At 74.4% G+C, this 22686-nt stretch carries 20 protein-coding genes; 8 read left to right on the forward strand and 12 right to left on the reverse strand.

Features of this window, described 5'->3' with window-relative positions:
• Nucleotides 1-11 precede the first annotated feature (11 nt).
• The 4 genes from BJ983_RS14080 to BJ983_RS14095 form a co-directional block, all read right to left on the reverse strand.
• A complete protein-coding gene (locus tag BJ983_RS14080) occupies nucleotides 12-974 on the reverse strand; it encodes an iron-siderophore ABC transporter substrate-binding protein (RefSeq protein ID WP_218890273.1) in 963 nt (320 codons plus the stop codon).
• 64 nt (nucleotides 975-1038) lie between these two features.
• Nucleotides 1039-1917 carry an ABC transporter ATP-binding protein gene (locus BJ983_RS14085; RefSeq protein WP_218890275.1) on the reverse strand — a complete coding sequence of 293 codons (879 nt, stop codon included), beginning with the start codon at nucleotides 1915-1917 and terminating at the stop codon, nucleotides 1039-1041.
• Nucleotides 1914-3020, reverse strand: coding sequence for an iron chelate uptake ABC transporter family permease subunit (locus BJ983_RS14090; RefSeq protein WP_179794349.1), 1107 nt, complete (start codon nucleotides 3018-3020; stop codon nucleotides 1914-1916). The genes BJ983_RS14085 and BJ983_RS14090 overlap by 4 nt, the downstream gene beginning before the upstream one ends.
• Entirely contained in the window at nucleotides 3017-4063 is a 1047-nt protein-coding gene (locus BJ983_RS14095) for an iron chelate uptake ABC transporter family permease subunit (protein ID WP_179794350.1), read from the reverse strand. Before BJ983_RS14095 ends, BJ983_RS14090 begins: the two co-directional genes overlap by 4 nt.
• A 130-nt stretch (nucleotides 4064-4193) precedes the next feature.
• On the opposite strand from BJ983_RS14095, the gene BJ983_RS14100 reads away from it, so the two are divergent.
• Complete coding sequence (locus BJ983_RS14100) at nucleotides 4194-4946, forward strand: methyltransferase domain-containing protein (RefSeq protein ID WP_179794351.1); 753 nt, start codon at nucleotides 4194-4196, stop codon at nucleotides 4944-4946.
• Here BJ983_RS14100 and BJ983_RS14105 read toward each other — a convergent pair.
• A complete protein-coding gene (locus tag BJ983_RS14105) occupies nucleotides 4924-5322 on the reverse strand; it encodes a PIN domain-containing protein (RefSeq protein ID WP_179794352.1) in 399 nt (132 codons plus the stop codon). The genes BJ983_RS14100 and BJ983_RS14105 overlap by 23 nt on opposite strands.
• Entirely contained in the window at nucleotides 5319-5591 is a 273-nt protein-coding gene (locus BJ983_RS14110; RefSeq protein WP_179794353.1) for a type II toxin-antitoxin system VapB family antitoxin, read from the reverse strand. The genes BJ983_RS14105 and BJ983_RS14110 overlap by 4 nt, the downstream gene beginning before the upstream one ends.
• 106 nt (nucleotides 5592-5697) lie before the next feature.
• Between BJ983_RS14110 and BJ983_RS14115 the strand changes: the two genes are divergently transcribed.
• Nucleotides 5698-7206: a 1,4-alpha-glucan branching protein domain-containing protein gene (locus BJ983_RS14115; protein WP_179794354.1), complete on the forward strand. Its 1509-nt coding sequence runs from the start codon at nucleotides 5698-5700 to the stop codon at nucleotides 7204-7206.
• Nucleotides 7203-8495, forward strand: coding sequence for a glycosyltransferase (locus BJ983_RS14120; RefSeq protein ID WP_179794355.1), 1293 nt, complete (start codon nucleotides 7203-7205; stop codon nucleotides 8493-8495). Before BJ983_RS14115 ends, BJ983_RS14120 begins: the two co-directional genes overlap by 4 nt.
• 67 nt (nucleotides 8496-8562) lie before the next feature.
• Here BJ983_RS14120 and BJ983_RS14125 read toward each other — a convergent pair whose 3' ends face one another.
• Nucleotides 8563-9276 (reverse strand): acyltransferase, encoded by a 714-nt coding sequence (locus BJ983_RS14125; RefSeq protein WP_179794356.1) that lies wholly within the window; start codon nucleotides 9274-9276, stop codon nucleotides 8563-8565.
• 28 nt (nucleotides 9277-9304) lie between these two features.
• Here BJ983_RS14125 and BJ983_RS14130 point away from each other — a divergent pair, with 28 nt between their 5' ends.
• From BJ983_RS14130 to BJ983_RS14140, 3 genes are read left to right on the forward strand one after another with little or no spacing between them, the layout of a single operon-like run.
• Nucleotides 9305-10150, forward strand: coding sequence for a PfkB family carbohydrate kinase (locus BJ983_RS14130; protein ID WP_179794357.1), 846 nt, complete (start codon nucleotides 9305-9307; stop codon nucleotides 10148-10150).
• Nucleotides 10147-11094, forward strand: a complete 948-nt coding sequence (locus BJ983_RS14135; RefSeq protein WP_179794358.1) for a nucleoside hydrolase — start codon at nucleotides 10147-10149, stop codon at nucleotides 11092-11094. The genes BJ983_RS14130 and BJ983_RS14135 overlap by 4 nt, the downstream gene beginning before the upstream one ends.
• A 49-nt stretch (nucleotides 11095-11143) precedes the next feature.
• Entirely contained in the window at nucleotides 11144-11815 is a 672-nt protein-coding gene (locus BJ983_RS14140) for a GAP family protein (protein WP_179794359.1), read from the forward strand.
• On the opposite strand, the gene BJ983_RS14145 is transcribed toward BJ983_RS14140, so the two are convergent.
• The 4 genes from BJ983_RS14145 to BJ983_RS14160 are packed head-to-tail and all read right to left on the reverse strand — an operon-like array spanning nucleotide 11767 to nucleotide 15495.
• On the reverse strand, nucleotides 11767-12936 hold the full coding sequence (locus tag BJ983_RS14145) for a THUMP-like domain-containing protein (protein ID WP_179794360.1): 1170 nt from the start codon (nucleotides 12934-12936) through the stop codon (nucleotides 11767-11769). The genes BJ983_RS14140 and BJ983_RS14145 overlap by 49 nt on opposite strands.
• Nucleotides 12937-13923 (reverse strand): class I SAM-dependent methyltransferase, encoded by a 987-nt coding sequence (locus BJ983_RS14150; RefSeq protein ID WP_343054150.1) that lies wholly within the window; start codon nucleotides 13921-13923, stop codon nucleotides 12937-12939.
• On the reverse strand, nucleotides 13920-14699 hold the full coding sequence (locus BJ983_RS14155; RefSeq protein ID WP_179794361.1) for an enoyl-CoA hydratase-related protein: 780 nt from the start codon (nucleotides 14697-14699) through the stop codon (nucleotides 13920-13922). The genes BJ983_RS14150 and BJ983_RS14155 overlap by 4 nt, the downstream gene beginning before the upstream one ends.
• Before the next feature lie 31 nt (nucleotides 14700-14730).
• Nucleotides 14731-15495, reverse strand: coding sequence for an ABC transporter ATP-binding protein (locus BJ983_RS14160; protein WP_425484808.1), 765 nt, complete (start codon nucleotides 15493-15495; stop codon nucleotides 14731-14733).
• Between the two features lie 133 nt (nucleotides 15496-15628).
• Here BJ983_RS14160 and glgX point away from each other — a divergent pair, with 133 nt between their 5' ends.
• Both glgX and BJ983_RS14170 read left to right on the forward strand, forming a co-directional pair.
• A complete protein-coding gene (glgX, locus tag BJ983_RS14165; RefSeq protein WP_179794363.1) occupies nucleotides 15629-17683 on the forward strand; it encodes a glycogen debranching protein GlgX in 2055 nt (684 codons plus the stop codon).
• Between the two features lie 131 nt (nucleotides 17684-17814).
• Entirely contained in the window at nucleotides 17815-18720 is a 906-nt protein-coding gene (locus BJ983_RS14170; RefSeq protein ID WP_246325591.1) for a DUF559 domain-containing protein, read from the forward strand.
• Nucleotides 18721-18827: 107 nt separating this feature from the next.
• Here BJ983_RS14170 and glgP read toward each other — a convergent pair whose 3' ends face one another.
• Nucleotides 18828-21359, reverse strand: a complete 2532-nt coding sequence (gene glgP, locus BJ983_RS14175) for an alpha-glucan family phosphorylase (protein WP_179794364.1) — start codon at nucleotides 21357-21359, stop codon at nucleotides 18828-18830.
• Nucleotides 21360-22686: the final 1327 nt, after the last annotated feature.

The raw sequence follows: 22686 nt of genomic DNA on the forward strand, positions 1-22686 counted from the left end.
TCCTGCTCCGATCAGCGCAGGGCCTGGGCGAGCGGCGGCACCATCGCGTCGATCGCGTAGGGCAGCGACAGCGGGCTGCCGAAGCCGACGGCGCCGGCGAACACCGAGGTCTCACCGCCGAGGAACGCGACGCGGCCGGCCTGCACCACGGGGAGGGTGTTGAAGGTCGGGATCGCACGCGTGGTCGCCTCGTCGGCACCGAACACCGCCAGCGCGTCCTTGTTCAGCTCGCCGAGCTGCTCGGAGGAGAGCTCCTGGGTGGTCGGCGCGACCTGCATGCCGAGCCCGGTGAACGGCTGCGTGCGCAGGTCGTCGGTGCCGAGCGAGTTCGTCGAGCCGTTCGCGGTGAGGTCGACGGCGACGGTCTTGCCGGCGAACTGCGGGTTGGCGTTCTTGGCGTCGGTGAACTTCTGCTCGACGCTCGCGATGACCTGGTCGGCCCGCGCGCTCTCGCCCAGGGCCTGACCGGTGATCCGGGTCTGCTCCTGCCACGGCACGGCGACGCCGTCCTGCGGGTCGGCGATCGTCGGCGCGATGCGCGAGAGCGCGTCGTAGTCGGCACGCTCCATGTAGGAGTAGACGCCGAGGATGAGGTCGGGCCGCAGCGAGGCGACCTTCTCCACGTCGATCTGGTTGCCGCCGACGAGCTCGGGGCGCTGCCCGCCGAGCGCCTGCTGCGCCCAGGGGCGGTTCGCGGCGTCGAAGGAGCCGAGGAACTGCCGCTCCCCCACCGGCACCACGCCGAGAGCGAGGGCGAAGTCGACGTCGTTGTAGCCGACGGTGACGACCCGGACCGGCTTGGTCGGGATCGTGGTCTGCCCGAACTTGTGGGTGATCGTCACCGGGAAGCCGGGCGCGGCCAGGGCCGAGGACGCGGTGCTGCCCGACTCCGAGCCGCCTCCGCAGGCGGACAGCACGAGGGCGGCGACGATGCCGAGGAGGAGCGCCACGAAGGGGCGCCGGCGGGGACTCATGGATGCGGCTCCGGACGGACGGTGATGAAGTCGGAGGTGAGGCTTACCTAATTCGACTCGAAGGTCAACTGTCCGAATCGTCACGTCCGCGGTGCCGACGCCCGATCGGGAGCACCAGCGGCGTGCCCGAGACGGGGTCCTCCACCACCTTCGCCTCCAGGCCGAAGACGTCGCGCATCGTCTGCTCGGTGAGCACGTCGGCCGGGGCGCCGGAGCACGCGATCCGGCCGTCGCGCATGGCGACGAGCCGGTCCGCGTACCGCGCGGCGAGATTGAGGTCGTGCAGGACCATCACCACGGTCCGGCCCCGCTCGCGGTGCAGCCGTTCGACGAGGTCGAGCACGTCGACCTGGTGGGCGAGGTCGAGGAACGTCGTCGGCTCGTCGAGCAGCAGCACGTCGGTGCCCTGCGCGAGCGCCATCGAGATCCACACCCGCTGCCGCTGCCCGCCGGAGAGCGTCTCGAGCGGACGGTCGGCGAACTCGGAGGTCCCGGTCCAGGCGAGCGCCTCGGCCACCACCGCCTCGTCGTCGGGACTCCACTGCCGGAACCACCGCTGGTGCGGATGCCGGCCCCGGGCCACGAGGTCCGCGACGACGAGCCCCTCGGGCGCCACCGGGTCCTGCGGCAGCACGCCCAGCACGGTCGCGACCTGCTTCGACGGCATCCGGTCGATGCGCTCGCCGTCGAGCAGCACGTGCCCGTGGCGCGGCGCGAGCAGGCGGGCCATGGCCCGCAGCAGGGTCGACTTGCCGCAACCGTTCGGCCCGATGACCGCGGTCACGGTGCCCTCGACGACGTCGAGGTCCAGGCCCTGCTTTCCGTCTTCCGGGCTGGCCGCGCCCACGACGAGTTTCTCGCCGTAGCCGACCTGCAGTCCCTCGGTGCGCAGCCGGGTCCTCGTCGAGGTCCCGACGGCAGGTCTGGTCAGGTCCGTCGTCATACGGTCCTCCTCCGGGTCCGGCGCACGAGCAGGTAGATCAGGTAGGGGGCGCCGACGACGACCGTGACGACCCCGACCGGCACCGCCTCGCCGAGCACGGTGCGCGCGACCAGGTCCGCGGCCACCACGAGCAGCGCCCCGCCCAGGGCGGAGCCCATCAGCGGCGGCCGCGAGCCCCCGGAGAGGCGCAGCATGATCTGCGGGACGACGAGGGCGACGAACCGGATCGGCCCGGCGCAGGCGGTCGCCACGGCCGCCAGCACCACGGCGACGCCGACCACCCCGGCCCGGGCACGGTCCACCCGCACCCCGAGCCCCCGGGCGGACTCGTCGCCGAGCTCGAGGGCGGCGAGCCGGAACGCCAGGACGATCGCGAGCGGCAGCCCGACCGCCAGGACGATCCCCGCGGGCACCACGTTCTCCCACGAGCGGCTGGCCAGCGACCCCCGCAGCCAGGTCAGCACCTGGCCGGCCTGCTGGACGTTCGCCGACACCAGCAGGTAGGTCGTGAGCGACACCGACGCCGAGCTGACCCCGATGCCGACGAGGAGCAGGCGGAACCCGTCGAGCCCCTTGCGGTACGCCAGCGCGTAGACCAGGGCGGCGGCGATCAGCCCGCCCGCCAGGGCCGCGACCGGGGTGCCGATCGGCGACACCGCGAGCCCGGACACGCCCGCCCCGCCCGCGAGGACCACCGACCCGACGGCGAACAGGCTCGCGCCGTCGGTGACGCCGAGGATGTCCGGGCTGGCCAGCGGGTTCCGGACGACAGCCTGGGTCAGCGCCCCGGAGAGTCCGAGCGCGGCGCCCACGAACACCCCGGTGAGCGTCCGCGGGAGCCGGAGCTCGGTCACGATGTAGGCGTCGGCCGAGTCGCCGCCGCCGAGCAGGATGCGGATCACCTCGGTGACCGGGATCGGGAAGTCGCCGCGGCCCAGGTTGACCGCGGACACCAGCACCAGCAGCACCGCGGCGACGACCGCCACGACGACCGCCCGGGTACGCCACACGCCGGTGACGGGCCCGGCCCGGAACCCGCGCCGGGCCGTCGTCAGGACCCCGGCCCCGAGGGTCGAGCTCCGCTGCGCCCCGTCCCCCGTCACAGCCGTGCCAGCTTCCGCCGCCGCACGAGCGCGATGAAGAACGGCGCCCCGACCACGGCCAGCACGATCCCGACCTGCAGTTCCCCGGGCCGCACCACGAGCCGGCCGACGACGTCGGCGACCAGCACCAGCGTCGCCCCGCCCAGGCCGGCGACCGGGAGCAGCCAGCGGTGGTCGGGGCCGGTGAAGAAGCGGGCGATGTGCGGCGCGACGAGGCCGACGAAGGAGATCGGCCCCGCCACCGCCACGGCGGACCCGGCGAGCAGCGTGATGGCGGCGATCCCGAGCGCCCGGGCGCGGCCGACGTGGTGTCCGAGGCCGCGGGCATTGTCCTCGCCGAGGGCGAGCACGTTGAGGCCCGGCGCGTTGATCGCCGCGAGGACCAGCCCGGCGAGCACGAACGGGGCGATCTGCAGCGAGGCGAGCGAGTCCTTGTCGTCGAGGGCGCCCGCGGACCAGAAGCGGTAGGCGTCGAGCGAGGACGTGTCGCGCAGGACCAGCGCGGACGTGATCGCGATGAGCAGTTCACTGACCGCGACGCCGGCGAGGGCGAGCGTGACCGGGGTCGGGCCGCCGGCGCGGCTGCCGCCGAGGGAGGCCAGGCCGAACACCAGCACGCTCGCGAGCCCGGCGCCGGCGAAGCCGAACCACACCGTGCCGTAGAGGCTCGAGATGCCGAGGAACTGGATCGCGACCACGAGCAGGAAGCCCGCCCCCGCGCTCACCCCGAGCAGGCCGGGATCCGCGAGCGGGTTGCGCGTGTGGCCCTGCATCAACGCCCCGGCGACCCCGAGGGCGATCCCGACGAGGGCCCCGAGCAGCGTCCGCGGCACCCGCAGGTCCTGCACGATCGCGACCGACTGGTCGACCCCGGTCCCGGTCAGCCCGGCCCACACCTGCGCGGGGCTCAGCAGGGCCGCCCCGACCATGATCGAGAGCACCCCGGCGGCGAGGAGCGCCACCACCGCGATCCCGACGACGAGCGTCGGGCGCCGCGTGCGCGGGACGGTCGTCCCCGCCGGGCGGTCGGTGAGCGCGGTCACGGGTCCTCCCTCGACTGAGGTGAGCCCAACCTAACCCACCCGGGCCGTAGCGACAGCGGGCCGTGGTCGGCACCTCCACGGCCGGGCCCCGCGGCACGTCCGGCGCCCTGCTCGGCGAGGATGGCGCCCCGTGAGCGAGACCCTGCCGCTGACCGGCGAGCGCACCGTGCCCGGCATCCCGGCGGAGAACTACTGGTTCCGCCGCCACGAGGCGGTGTACCTCGCGCTGCGTGACGACTGCCGCGACGCCGTCGTGCTCGAGGCCGGGGTGGGCGAGGGCTACGGCGCCGCGCTGCTCGCCGGCGTCGCCGAGCGCGTGATCGGGCTGGAGCTGGAGGAGGCCACGGCCGTGCACGTCCGCCGTCGCTACGGGCTCGACGTGGTCCGCGCCGACCTGCAGCGCCTCCCGCTGCCCGACGCCTCGGTCGACGTGGTGGTGAACCTGCAGGTCATCGAGCACCTGTGGGACCAGCCGGGGTTCCTGCGCGAGTGCGCCCGCGTGCTGCGCCCGGGCGGCCGGCTGCACTGCTCCACGCCCAACCGCCTCACCTTCTCCCCCGGCAACGCCCTCGACGACCGCCCGCTCAACCCCTTCCACACCCGCGAGCTCGCGGCCGAGGACCTCACGGCGATGCTTCCCGACGCCGGGTTCTCCCGCGTCGAGGTGCGCGGGCTCCACCACGGCGCCGCCCTGCGCGAGCGCGACGCGCGGCACGGCGGGTCGATCGTCGACGCGCAGATCGCGCTGGCGCTCTCGGGCGCCCCGTGGCCGGACGCGCTGACGGCCGACGTGGAGGCCGTCACCGTCGACGAGTTCGAGCTGCGTGCCGACGACGTCGACGCCTCACTCGACCTCGTGATCAGCGCGGTACGGCCGACCTGACGTCGGTGTGGACGAAGTCGTCCCCCTTGTAGAGCAGGGGCTCCCCGGTCTCGATGGCCAGCGCGTAGGAGAAGCAGTCGCCGTAGTTCAGCTTCGCCGGGTGCCCGGAACCCCGTCCGAAGTCCCGGTGCGCCTGCCGGGCGATCTCCGCCTGGCGCGCCGTGAGGTCGACGATCTCGATCGCCGCCGTCTGCAGCAGGGCGTCGAGCGTCCGGCTCAGCACCGGTTCCCGGTGCCCGTCGATCACGATGGCGACCTCGAGGTACGTGGCCGCCGACAACCGGGTCCGCGCCGACGCGGCGAGGGCACGCGCGTAGCGCTCGGCGTCCTCCTCGCGCCGCAGGATCGCCACCAGCGCCGACGAGTCGACGATCACCGCGGCAGCCCCGTCTCCTCGTCGTAGAGGAATGCCGTCGGATCCTCGTCCGGGTCGTACGGCCCCCACCGCGCGGCCGCGTCAGCGGCGATCTCGCGGATCGCCGCCAACCGCGCCTCGAACTCGTCGTCCTCGGTGCGCAGCGCCAGCCGGGCGAGCCGCTCCTTCACCGCGGTGGTCACGGCCTCGGTGAGACTCTCGCCGGTCTCGTCGGCCAACTGCCGCGCGAGGGCGTACGTCTCGTCGTTCTTGATGTTCAGCGCCGCCATCGTTCCTCCATGGTGGAACATCGACGGTAGCATGGTGGATTGTCATCCCGGCCCGAGATCACCGCCTACCCGGCAGTAACGTGCGGCGACGATGACGAGGAGGGCGATGAGCGAGGGCACCTTCTGCCTGGTCCTGCACTCCCACCTGCCCTGGCTCGCCCGGCACGGGTCGTGGCCGGTCGGTGAGGACTGGCTCTACCAGGCGTGGGCGCACTCCTACCTGCCCGTCGTCGACGTGCTGCACCGCCTGGCCGAGCGCGGACACCGGGACGTCCTCACCCTCGGCGTCACGCCCGTGCTCGCCGCCCAGCTCGACCACCCGTACACGCTGCGCGCGATGCACGCCTGGCTCGCCGACTGGCAGCTGCGCGCCCACGCGACCCACGCGCGGCTCCCGGACACCGCCTACCGCGAGCACCGCGCTGCCGCCGCGGCCCTGGAGACGTTCGAGCACACCTGGCGCCACGGCGGCTCGCCGGTGTTCCGCGGCCTCGCCGACGCCGGCGTCGTCGAACTGCTCGGCGGCCCCGTCACGCACCCGTTCGGCCCGCTGCTGCCCGGCCGGGTCCGCCGCTTCCTGCTCGACGGCGGGCTCCGCGACACGACCCGTCGGCTCGGCTCCCGCCCTGAGGGCATCTGGGCTCCGGAGTGCGGATACGCACCGGGGATGGAGCGCGAGTACGCCGTCGCGGGCGTGCGGCGCTTCCTCGTGGACGGCCCCGCCCTGCACGGCGACACCGCGGCGGCGCACCCGGTCGACGGGTCCGACGTCGTCGCGTTCGGCCGCGACCTCGAGGTCACCTACCGGGTGTGGTCGCCCCGCTCGGGCTACCCCGGCGGTCCCGACTACCGCGACTTCCACGCCTTCGACCACGCCTCGGGCTTCAAGCCCTTCCGTGTCACCGGGAAGCGCGTCGCCGCGAAGGCGCCCTACGCGCCCGACCGGGCCGCGCTCGCCGTCGGGAAGGACGCGCAGGACTTCGTCGCGACGGTGGTGCGCCGGCTGCGGGAGCTGCACGCCAGGAGGGGCAAGCCCGGGCTCGTCGTCGCGGCCTACGACACCGAGCTGTTCGGGCACTGGTGGCACGAGGGTCCGGCCTGGCTGGAGCAGGTGCTGACGCTGCTTCCCGACGCCGGGGTGCACGTCACCACCCTGCGGGGGGCGGTCGAGGCCGGGCACGTCGAGGAGCCGGTGGTGCTCCCGCCGTCGTCGTGGGGCTCGGGCAAGGACTGGCGGGTGTGGGACGGCGCGGCCGTGCGCGACATGGTCGCCGACAACACCGAGGTCGCGACCCGGCTCCTCGCCGCGGTCGACGGCGTGCCCCGCTCGACGGGCCGCGACGCCACGCTCGACGCGCTCGCCGTGCAGGCGGCGCTGGCGCTGTCGAGCGACTGGGCGTTCATGGTCACCAAGGACTCGGCCGCGCACTACGCCCGACGACGGGCCGCGGAGCACCGCGACCGGGTCCGGGAGCTCACCGACCTGCTCCCGGCGGGCCGGCACGAGGAGGCCGCGCGCCGGGCCGCGTCGTTCACCGCGCAGGACGACCTGTTCGGTCACCTCGACGCGCGGCAGCTGGCCACCGCCCGCGCCCGGACGCTGGTGACCGCGTGACCACATCCCCCGTCGCTCCGCTCGCCCCGACCAGGGTCCTGCTCGTCTCCTGGGAGTACCCGCCGGTGGTGGTCGGCGGGCTGGGACGCCACGTCGGGGCGCTCGCGACGCACCTCGCGGAGCAGGGTCACGACGTCGTCGTGCTCACCCGCCAGCCCACCGGCACCGACGCCTCGACCCACCCGACGAGCGACACGGTCGTCGACGGCGTCCGGGTCGTGCGGGTGGCCGAGGACCCGCCGCACCTAGAGTTCGTCCGCGACCTCGTCGCCTGGACGCTCGCGATGAACCACGCGCTGCTCCGCGCCGCGGCCCGGCTGCTGCGCGGGTGGCGGCCCGAGGTGGTGCACGCCCACGACTGGCTCGTCGCCCACGCCGCGATCACGCTCCGGGACCTGGCCGACGTGCCGCTGGTCGCGACGGTCCACGCCACCGAGGCCGGACGGCACGGCGGGTGGCTCTCCCAGCCGTTGAACCAGCAGGTCCACAGCGTGGAGTGGTGGCTCGCGAGCGCCGCGGACGCCGTGGTGACCTGCTCGCACGCCATGCGCACCGAGGTCGCCGACCTGTTCGACGTCGACCCGGTCGGGATCACCGTCCTGCACAACGGGATCGACGCGGCGGCCTGGTCCGGGATGCCGGTGGAGCGTCGTCCGGTGGCAGAGAACTCCCATCGTCGATCCGGCCCGCGGACGCTCGTCACGTTCGGCCGGCTGGAGTGGGAGAAGGGGATCCAGGACGTGATCGCCGCGCTCCCGGCGATCCGGCGCGCCCACCCCGGGACCCGGCTGATGATCGCCGGCTCCGGCTCGCACGCCGCGTGGCTCGCCGCGCGCGCCCGCGAGGCCCGGGTGCGGCGGGCGGTCGTCATGCTCGGCCACGTCGACGACGTCACGCTCACCCGGCTCCTCGGGTCCGCCGACGCCGTCGTCCTGCCGTCGCGCTACGAGCCGTTCGGGATCGTCGCGCTGGAGGCCGCCGCCGCCGGCGCCCCGCTCGTCGCGTCGCGGGCGGGCGGGCTCGGGGAGGTGGTGCTCGACGGGGTCACCGGGCTGTCGTTCGACCCGGGCGACGTCGCGGGCTGCGCCGCCGCGGTGATCGCCGCGCTCGACGACCCCGAGGCGTCCCGACGCCGGGCCGACACGGCCCGCGCGCGCCTCGACACCGACTTCGCCTGGCCCACGATCGCAGCGGACACCGCCGCGCTCTACCGCGCCACCCGTCGTCGGGAAGAAGGCCCGTTGGAGCGACCGAAGATCCCCGGCGGGAACGTCTTCGGCCGGACCTGAGCCGGGCGTCGAGATGGCGATGGTCGGTCCGCCGGCGCGTCCCGGGCACCCACCAGTGCCAACTCGACTAGTCCCGGGCCGCCTCCGCGGCGGCCTTCGCGGTCTTGCGGGCGATGTCGGCGAGCGCGGCCCGCTCGGCGGCGGCCGCCTCGTAGTCGGCGATCCGGTCCCGGACGACCCGCGCCGGAGCGCCCACCGCGACCGCGTAGTCCGGGACGATCCCCTTCACCACGGCGTGCGCGCCGAGCACGCAGCCGCGGCCCACCGTCGTGCCGCGCAGGATGGTCACCTTCGTGCCCACCCAGGTCTCCGGGCCGACGCGGACCGGGGTCTTGACGATGCCCTGGTCCTTGATCGGGCGGTGGATGTCCTCGTAGCGGTGGTCGAAGTCGCAGACGTAGATCCAGTCGGCCAGCAGCGTGGCGTCGCCGAACTCGACGTCGAGATAGGCGTTGATCGTGTTGTCGGCGCCGAACACGGCCTTGTCGCCGATGCGCAGCGACCCCTCGTGGCAGCGGACCTTCGTCCGGTCGCCGATGTGGGTGAACCGGCCGATCTCCAGGCGCCCGAGCCCCGGCCGGCACTCCAACGAGACGTCCTTGCCGAGGAACACCATCCCGCGCAGCACGATGTGCGGCTGCCGCCACCGGACCTTCAGGATCCGCCAGTAGCGCACGAGGTACCACGGGGTCCACGCCCGGTGACGCACGATCCACCGCAGCGACGCCAGCGAGACGAGGCGCGCCTGGTCCGGATCGTTCCGGGTCGCCCAACTGCCCACCCGGAGAGGGTACGGGCAGGATGTGCCGGTGACATCGGTGACCGTCGTCGGCAGCGTGAACCTCGACCTGGTCGCGCGCCTCGAACGCCTGCCGTCCCCCGGCGAGACGCTCACCAGCCGCGGCGTCACCCGCCACCCCGGGGGCAAGGGGGCCAACCAGGCGCTGGCCTGCGCGCGGTTGGGCGCGACGGTCCGTCTGGTCGGGGCGGTGGGGTCCGACCCGTTGGCCGACGAGGCGCTCGCCCTCCTCCGGGACGGGGGTGTGGACCTGAGCGCGGTGACGACGGTGGACGACGCCCCGACCGGCACCGCGCTGATCCAGGTCGACGACCACGGCGACACCACGATCGTCATCGACACCGGCGCCAACGGGCACGTGTCGACCGGCGACCTCGACGCCGACCTGGTCCTCACCGTCCTCGAGGTCCCCGACGACGCCGTCGCGGCCGCGATGGCCGCGACCGGCTTCACGGTGCTCAACGCGGCGCCGGCCAAGGAGGTCCCGGCCGAGGTGCTCCGGACCGTCGACCTGCTCAGCGTCAACGACGACGAGTACGCCATCCTCGGCCGCACCGCGGACCTGGAGGCGCTGCCCGCCCTCGTCGTGACCCACGGGGCGAGCGGCGCGACGCTGTACCGTCACGGCTCGCTCGCGGCGGAGGCCCCGTCCCCGCAGGTCGACGCCGTCGACGGCACCGCGGCCGGGGACGCCTTCACCGCGACGCTCGCCCTGGCGCTGGTCGAGGGCCGTCCCGACGACGAGGCGCTGACGCGGGCCTGCGCCGTCGGGGCCCTCACCGCCACCCGCGCGGGCGCCCAGCCCGCGCTGCCCACGCTCGCCGACCTCGACGCCTTCCTGGAGGGCCGCGCATGACCCCCCTGATCATCGACACCGACCCCGGCGTCGACGACGCGTTCGCCCTCGCCGTGGCCTGCCTCGCCCCCGAGGTGGACCTGCTCGCCGTGACCACGGTGCACGGCAACGTCGGCGTCGAGCAGACGACCGAGAACGCGCGCCGGCTCCTGGGCACCTTCGGCCGCCCGGACGTCCCGGTCGGCCGCGGCGCGGACCGGCCGCTCGTGTACCTGCTCGACCAGCGCGCCGACGACGTCCACGGTGACGACGGGCTCGGCGGGAAGGCGCTGGACTTCGGCCCGCCCGTCGACGAGTCCCCGCTGCGCGCGGTGGCCCTCATGGCGTCGGTGCTCGAGCAGGCGACCGAGCCGGTGACGATCGCCGCGATCGGGCCCTACACGAACATCGCGACGCTGCTCTCCGCCCGGCCGGACCTGGAGTCCAGGATCGGCCGGTTCGTCCTGATGGGCGGCTCGGTGGCCTACGGCGGCAACGTCACCGCGGCCGCGGAGTTCAACGTGTGGGGCGACCCGGAGGCGGCGCGGCGCATCCTCGCCGGGTCCCGGGTCCCGACCACCCTCGTGCCGCTCGACCTCACCATGCGGATCACGCTCTCCGCCGACTGGCTCGACGACCTCGCGCGGACCTCCCCGATCGGCGCCGCGCTCTCGTCCACCCGCGACGCCTACCTCGCGGCCTACTCCGCCCGCTTCGGCACGCCCGCGATCGCGGTGCACGACGCGGTCGCGGTGCTCGAGGCGATCGTCCCGGGGACCGTCCGGACGATGCCGGTGCCGGTCGACGTCGACACGTCGTTCGGCCCCGGACGGGGCGCGACGATCGCCGACATGCGCGGCGCCGAGGCCGTCGTCATGGGCCGCCCGGTGGACGTCGCCCTCGACGCGGACGCGACGTTCGTCCGGGCGGAGCTGCGGCGGCGGTTGTGCGCGGAGCGCACGTGAGCAGAAGGGGTCGTCACAGCGACCGTTACTGCTCACCAGGCGAAGCCACATGAGTCCCGAGGCGATCGTCCTCGGCCTGCTCAGCGCCGTCCGCGCGACACCGCTCGCCCTGGTCTCGGGCTTCCTGCTCGCCCGGACGCCCGCCCGCCTCGTCGCCGCCTACCTCGTCGGCGGACTCCTGGTGAGCCTGCCGGTGGGGATCGGGGCGGTCCTGGTGTTCGGGGCCACCGCCGGCACCTCGGAGTCCGGGATCGGGCGGGACGTCGTCGACGTCCTGCTCGGGGCGGCCGCGCTCGGGTACGCCGTCGGCTACGCGACCGGGCGGTTCGGACAACGGGCCCCCGACGCCGGGCCGGGTCGGTTCGGGGCGCTCACCGAGCGCCTGCGGACCCCGACCGTGCCCGTCGCGGCCGCTGCCGGGATCGCGACCAACCTGCCCGGGCTCTACTACCTGGCGGCACTGGTCGCGATCCTGGAGACGCAGCCCGGACCAGCGAGCGCCGTGTTCCAGGTCCTCCTCTACAACGTGCTCCGGTTCTCCCTGCCCGCCGCCGCGCTCGCCCTCGTCGTCCTGCGCCCGGCGCAGGCGCAGCGGGTGACCGAGGCCGTCCGGGCCTTCGGGGTGCGCCATCGCCGGACGCTCATCGTCGGCGCCGCCACGGTCGTCGGGCTCTACCTCGTCGTGCGCGGCGTGGACGGGTTGCTGGGCTCGCACACGTAGGCCCGCGCGCCACGCTCGACGCGCGCGAGCACGACCGTCGCCGCGTGCGGCCCGGCGAGCTTCAACCGCGGCCGCAGCCGGTCCGGCTCGACGTCGAGCCCGCGCACCAGGATCTCCACCCGTCCGACCCCACGGCGTCGCAGCGCCTGCCGGAGCTGCTTCTCCCCGTACGGCCCCTCCTCCAGCACGCGGAACGCCCTTCCCGACGGCGGGTGGGGCCCGGTCAGGTAGGCCAGGTGCGGGTCGAGCTGGGCGAGGCCGTGCCGGGCGGCGTACTGCCGGACCAGGCCGGCCCGCACGACGGCGCCGTCGGGGTCGACGAGCCACTCGTCCACCGGCGTCACCGGGCACGTGTCGTCGTCGAGGTCGGTGAGCTCCCACCCGTCCCCGGTCGAGCTCAGGACCGTCGCCCGGCGCCGCGGCCCGCCGTCGGGAACGAGTCCCGCGGACCACAGCGCGGCCTCGCGCACCCGCCCGTCCAGCGACACCAGCTCGACCTCGCGGGCCCACGGGACGAGCCCGAAGTCCAGCCCCGGGGCGGTCGACACGACGAGGTCGGGGCCCGGCAGTGCGGCGAGTGGCGGGGCCATCTCGTCCGGCCGGCGCACGCGGCGGCCGGAGGCGGTCCGACGGGCCGGGTCGGCGACGACGACCGCGTTCCGCGTCGGAGGCGCCAGCGCGTCGGCGCGGACCAGCGACGCGCCGGGCACGTTCGCCCGGGCCATCGCCAGGCGGACCGGGTCCAGGTCCGAGCCGACGACGCGGTCCAGCACGGCCGAGAGCGTGGCCACCTCGACGCCCACCGAGCAGGTCACGTCGTGCACCACCCGGTCCGCCGCCACGGCCGCGAGGCGCCGCGCCCGGTGCTCGGCGACCGGGACGGCGGTGGCCTGCTCCAGCGCGTCGGAGGTCCAGAACCAGCCGTCGGAAAACCGGCCCGCAGCCCGGGCGCGCAGCAGCGCCGTCTCCAGCAGCGCGGCCGCGTGCTCCTCCCCCACGAGCCGCCGGGCCGCCGCGACGTCGCGCAGCGGGTCCCCGCCCGGGACGAAGGACGACAGCGCCGCGCGCCCGGCCCCCGACGTCAGGAAGGCGACGTCGGCGACCGAGAACGCGAACGGCACCTACAGCTCGACCGGACCCGCGGGCTTCACCCCGGTGACCAGCGCGTTGTAGAACAACCCGCGCGGCACGACCCGCGAGAGCACGTGCTCGTCGAGCCAGGAGAGCCGCTGCCAGGACCGGTAGGCGAACATCGCCCACGGGAACCCGAGCTTCTCCGGCGGCACGGCGGCCTCGAAGGTCCGCACCGGCCAGCCGAACAGGGCCGCCGCGAACTCCTCGGTCACGCACCGCACGTCGACCGCCCCGGCGCCGAGCGCGAACCGCTCCAGCCGCTCCGGGTCGAACACGTGCTGGTCGACGACCGCCTCCAGCGCGGCCGCGCGCGACGACTCGTCGAGCTCCGCCTGCGGACGCCGCCAGCCCTGCAGCGGGCCGAGCTTCGTCAGGTTGGTGGTCGCCCACCAGGTCGCCTGGCCGAGCTTGCGCGCGTACAGGTCGCCGATCCGCGTCGGCTCCCCCGCGAACACGAACCGGCCACCCGGCTTCAGCACGCGGAGGATCTCGCGGAACGCCCGGTCGAGGTCGGGGATGTGGTGCAGCACGGCGTGACCGACGACGAGGTCGACCGACGCGTCCGGCATCGGGATGGTCTCGGCGTCGGCGACCTTGCCGTCGACGTCGAGCCCGAGGCCCTCGGCGTTGCGCACGGCCACCTCGACCATGCCCGGGGACAGGTCGGTGACCGTGCCCTTCTTCGCGATCCCGCCCTGCATGAGGTTGAGCAGGAAGAACCCGGTGCCGCTGCCGATCTCGAGGGCGTGCTCGAACGGCCCGACGTCACCGGCCACCGCCCGGAAGCGTCCGACCGCGAAGGAGATGCAGCGCTCGTCGTACGAGATCGACCACTTCTCGTCGTACGTCCCCGCCTCCCAGTCGTGGTAGAGGACGTTGGCGAGCTTGGGGTCGTCGAAGGCGGCGTCGACCTCCGCCTGGGTGGGGGATACGGAGCGCAGCGGAGCTGGACCGTTCGAGGCAGCCACGCTCACCGACCCAGGAACTGGGCCTTGCCGGGCCCGTTCTCGACGAAGCTGCGCATGCCGATGACCTGGTCCTCGGTGCCGAACAGCGCGGCGAACACCTCGGACTCGAAGTCCAGGCCGTCGCGCAGGTCCATGCCGAGGCCGCGGTCGATGGCGTTCTTCGCGGCGGCGAGCGCGCGCGTCGGGCCGTTGGCGAACTGCTCGGCCCAGGCGCGCGCCCGCGTGTAGACCTCGTCCGGCGCGACGACCTCGTCGACGATGCCCAGCTCCAGCGCCTCGGGCATCTTCACGAAGCGCCCGGAGAAGATCAGGTCCTTGGCCTTGGCCGGGCCGATCAGGCGCGCGAGGCGCTGTGTGCCGCCGCCGCCGGGGATGATGCCGAGCAGGATCTCCGGGAGGCCGACCGTCGCGTTGTCGCCGGCGATCCGGCGGTCGCAGGACAGCGCGATCTCGAACCCGCCGCCGAGCGCGTAGCCGGTCAGCGCGCACACCGTCGGCTTCGGGATCTCCGAGACGGCCCCGAACCCGTGCGAGAGCTCGCGGGACCGCGCGGCCATCTGCGCGTAGGTGAGGTCGGCCATCTCCTTGACGTCGGCGCCGGCCGCGAGGACCTTCTCGCCGCCGTAGACGATCACCGCGCGCACGTCGTCGCGCTGCGCCGCCTCCGACGCGATCTGCGCCAGCTCGATGTTGACCTGGCGGTTCACCGCGTTCATCGGCGGACGGTCCAGGCGGATGGTGCCGATGCCGCCCTCGACCTCGAGGCGCACGAACTCCGTCACAGCTGCTCCTTCTGGGTTGATCGCCGCGACCCTAGCGCCGGTAGGCGGTGAAGCGACCGCGGCGGCTCAGCAGCTCGAGCGGCTGACCGAAGGCGGCCGAGAGGTTCTCCGAGGTCATGACGTCGTCGAGCAGGCCCTGCGCGACGATCCCACCCTCGCGCAGCAGCATCCCGTGCGTGAAGCCCGGCGGGATCTCCTCCACGTGGTGGGTGACCATCACCATGGTCGGGCCGTCGGGGTCGGCGGCGAGCGCGGTGAGGCCCGCCACCAGGTCCTCGCGGCCGCCGAGGTCGAGCCCGGACGCCGGCTCGTCGAGCAGCAGCAGCTCCGGGTCGGTCATCAGCGCCCGCGCGAGCAGGGTGCGCTGGCGCTCGCCGGAGGACAGCGTGCCGAAGGCCCGACCGGCCAGCGGCAGGGCGCCCAGCACCTCGAGCATGGCCTCGGCGCGCCCGTCGTCGACCGCGTCGTAGGTCTCCCGCCAGGTGCCGAGCACGCCGTAGCCCGCGGAGCGCACGACGTCGAGCACGAGCTCGTCGCCGGGCACCCGGGTGCCGAGGGCCGCGGAGGCGAGGCCGATCCGTTCCCGCAGCTCGAACACGTTGACCCGGCCCATCCGCTCCCCGAGCAGGTCCACCAGGCCCGACGTCGGGTGCAGCTCGGCCGCCGCGAGACGCAGCAGCGTCGTCTTGCCGGCGCCGTTCGGGCCGATCACGACCCACCGCTCGTCGAGCTCCACGGTCCAGTCGATGCCGGTGACCAGCCGGTTCCCGCCCCGGCGCACCGAGACCTCGCGCATGCGCACGATCTCGTCGTCGTGCGGGCGGTCGTCGGTGGCCGGAACCGGGTCAGCGCTCACAGTGGCCATCCTCTCCGATCCGATCGGGGCGATCATGGGAGGGGACGGGGTTCATCGGGCACGATCGACCGCCATGCGCACCACCAGCCCCACCGGTACCTCGTTGCGCGGCGTCGAGCTCGGTGAGGACGGCACCCTGTCGGTCGCCGTCCCCGCGACGACGACCGCCGAGGCGGTCGAGGTGTGCCTGCTGGAGGGCTCCTGGGAGTCCGGACGGCGGGTGGAGCTCGTTCCCGACGACGGGGGCTGGTGGCGCGGGCAGGTCGCGGGAGTCGGGGCGGGCACCGGATACGGCCTGCGGGTCCACGGGCCGTGGTCGCCCCGGACCGGGGTGCGCACCAACCCGGCCAAGCTCCTCGTGGACCCGTGGGCCCGCCGGGTGGACGGGAACCTCACCTCGCTCGGGGCCGCGCTCGCGCACGTCGACGACGACCCGTTCGGCCGGGTCTCCGCCGTCGACTCGGCCGGGCGGGTGCCCTTCGCGCTGGTCCCGGAGCCCGCACCCGTCGTCGGGAAGGAGCGGCCGGAGGTCCCGTGGCGGGACACGGTGATCTACGAGACCCACGTGCGTGACCTGACGATGCGGCACCCCGAGGTGCCGGAGCACCAGCGCGGCACGTTCGCCGGCGTGGCGCACCCGGCGGTGCTCGAGCACCTCACGCGGCTGGGCGTCACGACCGTCGAGCTGCTGCCGGTGTTCGCGAACGCGCCGGAGCCGTCGCTGCTGGCGCGCGGGGCGCACAACCACTGGGGCTACTCGACGCTGGCCTACCTCGCGCCGGAACCGCGCTACGCCTCGGTGCGGGGGCAGGAGATCCCGGAGTTCCGGGCGATGGTCGACGCCCTGCACGCGGCCGACCTCGAGGTCGTGCTCGACGTGGTGTTCAACCACTCCTGCGAGGGCGGGGTCGGCGGGCCGTCGCTGTCGTGGCGCGGGCTGGACGCCCCGTCGTGGTACCAGATCGGGCCCGACGGCCGGGACATCGACTTCACCGGGTGCGGCAACACCTTCGACGCCGGATCACCGCTGGTGGCGGCCCTGGTCCTCGACTGCCTGCGGTACTGGGTGACCGAGATGGGCGTGGACGGGTTCCGGTTCGACCTGGCGTCGACGCTCGGGCGGCCGGGACGCTCGGGGTTCTCGCGGGACGCGCCGTTGCTGTCGGCGCTCGCCTCGGACCCCGTGCTGTCCGGCGTCAAGCTGATCGCCGAGCCGTGGGACGCGACCGGCGAGGGCTACCAGGTCGGCGGGTTCGGCGCGGTGTGGGCGGAGTGGAACGGGCGCTACCGCGACGGCGTGCGCGACTTCTGGCGGCGCGAGGGCGCCGTGTCGGAGATCGTCACGCGGCTCGCGGGCTCCTCGGACATCTACTGGCCGCGGCGGGGTCCGGCCGCATCGGTGAACTTCGTGACCGCCCACGACGGCTTCACCCTGCGCGACCTCGTCTCCTACGACCACAAGCACAACGAGGCCAACGGCGAGGACAACCGCGACGGCACGGACGACAACCGCTCCTGGAACGGCGGGGTGGAGGGTGAGACGGACGATCCCGCCGTCCTGGAGCTGCGAGCGCGGCAGACCCGGAACCTGCTCGCCACCCTCGGGCTCTCGGCCGGCACCCCGATGCTGCTCGGCGGCGACGAGCTCGGCCACACCCAGCACGGCAACAACAACGCCTACTGCCTCGACGACGAGACGTCGTGGCGGTCGTGGGACGCCGATCCGGCCCTGGCGGGGTTCGTGGCCCGGGTGTTCGCCCTGCGTCGGTCGGTGCCCGAACTGCGCCGCGACGACTTCTACTACGGGCACTCCGACCTGCCGGCCGGCGAGGTGCCGGACATCGTCTGGCTCTCCGAGACCGCCCGCGAGCTCGGCGCCGAGGACTGGGGCCACCACAAGGAGACCCTCGTCGTCCGGGTCCGCTCGTCGTCCTCGCTGCTGCTGGTGCTGCACTCCGGAGCCGGCGACGTCGACGTCGAGCTGCCGACCTGGCTCGGCGACACGACGTTCGTGCCCGAGCTGACCTCCGGCACCCCGGACGGGGCGCCGGCGTCGGTGGAGCCGTTGGCCGCCGGCTCGTCGGTCACCGTGCCGCCGCACTCGTTCCTGGTGTTCCGCTCGGTCTGAGCCGGGCTTTCGAACTTGTGTGGCATTGGGGTCACCCAGGTGCACCCGTTGCCACACAAGTCGGTGCGGGCGGAACCCGTGGGAGCCGATCGGCCCGCCGCTGCGTCGGAGCCCGTGTGGGGAACGGACAGATGGGTGCAGCTCGACTGCGCCGCCAGATGCAGGATCAGGACGGCGTGGCCACCGTGCGGCAGGCGAAGGATGCCGGCTACTCGAAGGTGGCCATCGCCGGGAAGATCCGCCGCGGCGAGTGGGAGCGGCCGGCACACGGGGTGCTCCGGACGACCGACCACCCGAACACGCCGAGGTCCCGCATACGCGTCGCCATGCTGTCGGTCGGCGCCGACGCGACCCTCGTCGGCCGGTCCGCCGCGTACTGGTGGCAGATGACGGACATCGCGCCGGCAGACGTCGAGGTCGCCGTCCCGAAGCGCAGTCAGCCACGGCGTCGTCCGGGCGTCAGCGTGATCCGACGGGACCTGTCACCGTCCGATCGGATCTCCGTCGACGGACTCCTGGTCACGAAGAAGGCGGTCACCGTCCTGGCCGCGGTCGCCGCCCTCGGACTGCTCGCGGGCGCCAAGTTCATGGACCGGGTTCTGCAGAAGGGGCTGGTCGCCCTCGATGCGCTCCTGGAGTGCCATGAGAGCAGTCGAGGACGTCACGGTGCCGTCGTCGGCGCGTCGCTCCTGGCCCTGGCCGCCGGTGGTGCCCGGTCCGAGGCCGAACGGATGGCACACCGGGTCCTGCGGGAGGCGGGAATCACGGGATGGGAGGCCGACCACCGCGTGATGTTGCCGCGCCACGGCCCCGCCGTCCTGGACCTGGCGTTCCTGGGGCAGCGGGTGCTCGTGGAGATCGACGGCTGGGCGTACCACCGGGGCCTGCGCGCATTCCTCCACGACACCCGGCGGCAGAACGCGCTTGTGCTCGCGGGTTGGATCGTCATCCGGACGAACTGGCACGAGTTGAAGGAACGCCCCGACGCGTTCGTCGTCACGGTCCGCGATGCACTCGCCGACCGAGCCCGGTGCTGACTTGTGTGGCACGGAGTGCACCTGGGTCACCCGCGTGCCACACAAGTCCCGGCAGTCATCCGGCGCGACGGGCCCGGGGCGACCCGGACCCGTCGTCGGGAACGGGACTAGGCCGGGAGGACGACCTTGCCCAGCTCCACCGGCGAGGCGAGCAGTTCGTTGGCCGGGAGGACGCGGACGGTGTAGCCCAGAACGCCCGCGTGCGGGAGGGCGACGGTGGCCTCGTAGGTCTCGACGTCGCCGTGCGAGCCCACCGACACCATCGGCTCGACCACGGAGGCCGACAGCTCGTCGGAGTCGTCGGCGCGCCCGACGACGGCCTGCACGAGCACGTCCGAGGTGGACAGCCCGCCCAGGTCGACCGAGGCGCGCACGGTCATCGGCGCGCCGAGGACCGGGGTGTCGGCGGCACCGGAGGCGTCGACCTCGGCGACGCGCACCGACGGCCAGGCGGCGTCGAGGCGGGCCCGGAAGTCGGCGAGCTCCTTGGCGCCCGCGTAGCCCCCGGCGTTGACCCGGCGGGCGGCGCGCGCGGCCGGCGCGTACCAGTCGGTGACGTAGTCGGTGACCATCCGCGTGGCCTGGACCTTCGGCGACAGCGTGGCGAGCGTGTGGCGCACGAGCGCGGTCCAGCGGTCGGGCACGCCGTCGGCGCCGCGGTCGTAGAACAGCGGCGCGACCTGGGTGGACATGAGGTCGTAGAGGGCGGCGGCCTCGATGTCGTCGCGGCGGTCGGGGTCGTCGACGCCGTCGGCGGTGGGGATCGACCAGCCGTTGCGGCCGTCGTAGAGCTCGTCCCACCAGCCGTCGCGCACGGACAGGTTGAGCCCGCCGTTGAGGGCCGACTTCATCCCGGAGGTACCGCACGCCTCGAGCGGGCGCAGCGGGTTGTTCAGCCAGACGTCGCAGCCCCAGTAGAGGTAGCGGGCCATCGACATGTCGTAGTCCGGGAGGAACACGATGCGGTGGCGGACGGCCGGGTCGTCGGCGAACCGGACCATCTCCTGGATGAGCCGCTTGCCGGAGTCGTCGGCGGGGTGCGACTTGCCGGCGATGACCAGCTGCACCGGGCGCTCCGGGTCGAGCAGCATCGCCTTGAGCCGCTCCGGGTCGCGCAGCATGAGGGTGAGCCGCTTGTAGGTCGGCACCCGGCGGGCGAAGCCGATGGTGAGGACGTTCGGGTCGAAGATCCGCTCGGTCCAGCCCAGCTCCGGCTCGGAGGCGCCGCGGTCGAGCCACGAGGCCTTCACCCGACGGCGGACCTCGTGGACCAGGCGGGCCCGCAGCTGGCCGCGGACCTCCCAGAGCAGCGAGTCCGTCACGCCGAACAGCTCCGGGCCGGCCCCGGCCGCCGCCGCACCCGCCGTGAGGCCGACCATCTCGCGGGCGGTCCAGGTGGGGCCGTGCACGCCGTTGGTCACCGAGCCGATCGGCACCTCGGGAGCGTCGAACCCGCCCCACAGCGACGAGAACATCCCGCGCGAGACCTCGCCGTGCAGCTGCGAGACGCCGTTCGAGCGCTGGGCCAGACGCAGGCCCATGTGCGCCATGTTGAACATGTCGGAGTCGGACTCGCGGCCCAGCGCGAGCACCCGGTCGACGCCGATCCCCGGCAGCAGGTCGCCGGAGAAGTAGTGCTCCATCAGGCCGATCGGGAACCGGTCGATGCCGGCGGGCACGGGGGTGTGCGTGGTGAAGACGGTCCCCGCCCGGACCGCGGCGAGGGCCTGGTCGATGTCCAGACCCGCCGTCGTGACCAGTTCCCGCATGCGCTCGAGGCCGAGGAAGCCCGCGTGGCCCTCGTTGGTGTGGAACACCTCCGGGGCCGGGTGGCCGGTGGCACCGCAGTACGCGCGCACGGCCCGCACCCCGCCGACCCCGACGAGGATCTCCTGGCGGATGCGGTGCTCGGCGTCGCCGCCGTAGAGCCGGTCGGTGATCTGGCGGAGGTCGGCGTCGTTGTCCTCGATGTCGGCGTCGAGCAGCAGCAGCGGCACGCGGCCGACGGAGGCGACCCAGATGCGGGCGCGGAGCACGCGGCCCTCCGGCATCGCGATGTGCACCAGCAGCGGTGCCCCGTCCGCTCCGGCGAGCAGGTGCAGCGGCAGGCCCTGCGGGTCGAGCGCCGGGTACTGCTCCTGCTGCCAGCCGTCGAGCGAGAGCGACTGCCGGAAGTAACCCGAGCGGTAGAGCAGGCCCACCGCGATCAGCGGCACGCCGAGGTCGGAGGCCGCCTTGAGGTGGTCGCCCGCGAGGATGCCGAGGCCACCCGAGTAGTTGGGCAGCACCTCGGAGACGCCGAACTCCATCGAGAAGTAGCCGATCCCCGCCGGGAGATCCTGTCGACCCTGGTACCAGCGCGGCTCGGTCAGGTACGCGCGCAGGTCGTCGGACACCTCGCGCACGCGGGCGACGAACGCGTCGTCCTCGGCGAGCGCGGCGAGCCGCGAGGGGCTGACCTCGCCGAGGAGACGGACCGGGTCACCCCCGCCGCGGCGCCACGCGGTCTCGTCGACCGCGGCGAACAGGTCCTGCGTCGGACCGTGCCAGGTCCAGCGCAGGTTGGTCGCGAGGTCCTGCAGCGGCGCGAGCGCGGCCGGGAGCTGGGCGCGGACGGAGAAACGACGCAGTGCCTTCACGGGGTCGAAGCCTAGGCAAACCCTTCCGACGCGCCGTCATCGCCCGTCGCGGCTGGATCGATTCGCTGGCTACGCTGCGTGGCGTGAGCGTGCTGGGGAGATGGTGGCCGTCCGGACGACGGTCCGAGGGTGAGAACGACGAGGGCGGCACGGGCGGGTTCGACCTGCTCGACGGGCCGGAGAACGCGTCGGGTGAGGACCAGGCGCCGCCGCGGCGCAGTGAGCCGTGGAGCGGTCGTTTCAAGGCGATCGTCACCGGGCGGCGCACCGACACCGGGAGCTTCCCGGCCGTCGGCCCGGAGCCCGCCGATGGACCTCGTCCCGACGACGGGCCGGGTCACTGGGGCTCCGACGGTGCGGCCGCTGCCGAGGACCTCCCGCCGCGCTACGACCCGCGCGACCGGCCGTCGCCCACCCGACGTCCCTGGGGGTCGTCGGGCGACGTCGAGCTCGGCCCGCCCCCGCCGCCGGACGCCCCCGTGAACCCGGGCCTGCCGTCGGGCCCGATCCCGCTGCCGGGCCACGCGCGCCCCGCGTCGGACCGCGCGCCCGCCGGGCCCTCGATCTCGAACGGCCCGACCGTGCCGTCGGCGCCGCTGCCCCCCGTCGACCGCTCGCGCCCCGCGCCGATGGGTCGGCCCGCGCCGTCCGGTCCCCCGGCCGCACCCGCCTGGTCCCGCTCCACGAACACCGGCGGCTTCCGGGCCGTCGTGCCGCCGTGGCGCCGGCCCGTGGTGCCGCAGGCGGCCGATGCACCGGCCGACGTGTCCACCGAGGCGCCCACCGCCACGACGGCGCGTCCGGTCGCGGACAACGCTTCGGATCCGGCCGGTTCGGGTAGGGCGACCGACATGAGTTCGTCGTCCGCCGATCGGCCGACCACCGAGCACGGTGCGTCCGCGCCCACCGCCGCGACCCCGCCCGCCCGGCTGTTCCCGGCCGAGCGCGCGACCGAACGCATCCCCGAACGCGCCGCCGACGGCTCCTCCGCGACGCCGGGGCGCCACGCCCGCGCCGACGCGCCGGTCGGGTCCTCGCCGCTCGCCCCCACTCCGGCGTCCCCCACGCCGCCCGCCTCCACCCCGGTCGCCGCCACCCCGGCCGCCTCCACGCCGCCGGCCGCCACCCCGCCCGCTGCCACGCCGCCGGCTTCCACCCCGGCCGCCGACGACCTCGACCTGCAGCGCCGCGGTCCCGGGGACGAGCCGCTCGACGAGCCCGGCTCGGGGCCGGCCCTGGGCGCCGTCGCGGCCGGTGCCGCCGTGACCGCCGGTGCCGCGACCGCAGCCGCCGCCGGCCGGGGCGAGGACCGGATCACCGACGCCGA

Origin of the sequence: Actinomycetospora corticicola, assembly GCF_013409505.1 — a bacterium.
Lineage (GTDB): Bacteria > Actinomycetota > Actinomycetes > Mycobacteriales > Pseudonocardiaceae > Actinomycetospora > Actinomycetospora corticicola.

Excerpts from the sequence above, each read along its gene's own strand:
- BJ983_RS14080 (WP_218890273.1), bottom strand. The coding sequence starts at position 974 with ATGAGTCCCCGCCGGCGCCCCTTCGTGGCGCTCCTCCTCGGCATCGTC.
- BJ983_RS14135 (WP_179794358.1), top strand. The coding sequence starts at position 10,147 with ATGACCCCCCTGATCATCGACACCGACCCCGGCGTCGACGACGCGTTC.
- glgX (WP_179794363.1), top strand. The coding sequence starts at position 15,629 with ATGCGCACCACCAGCCCCACCGGTACCTCGTTGCGCGGCGTCGAGCTC.
- BJ983_RS14160 (WP_425484808.1), bottom strand. The coding sequence starts at position 15,495 with ATGCGCGAGGTCTCGGTGCGCCGGGGCGGGAACCGGCTGGTCACCGGC.
- BJ983_RS14110 (WP_179794353.1), bottom strand. The coding sequence starts at position 5,591 with ATGGCGGCGCTGAACATCAAGAACGACGAGACGTACGCCCTCGCGCGG.
- BJ983_RS14115 (WP_179794354.1), top strand. The coding sequence starts at position 5,698 with ATGAGCGAGGGCACCTTCTGCCTGGTCCTGCACTCCCACCTGCCCTGG.
- BJ983_RS14170 (WP_246325591.1), top strand. The coding sequence starts at position 17,815 with ATGGGTGCAGCTCGACTGCGCCGCCAGATGCAGGATCAGGACGGCGTG.
- BJ983_RS14085 (WP_218890275.1), bottom strand. The coding sequence starts at position 1,917 with ATGACGACGGACCTGACCAGACCTGCCGTCGGGACCTCGACGAGGACC.
- BJ983_RS14140 (WP_179794359.1), top strand. The coding sequence starts at position 11,144 with ATGAGTCCCGAGGCGATCGTCCTCGGCCTGCTCAGCGCCGTCCGCGCG.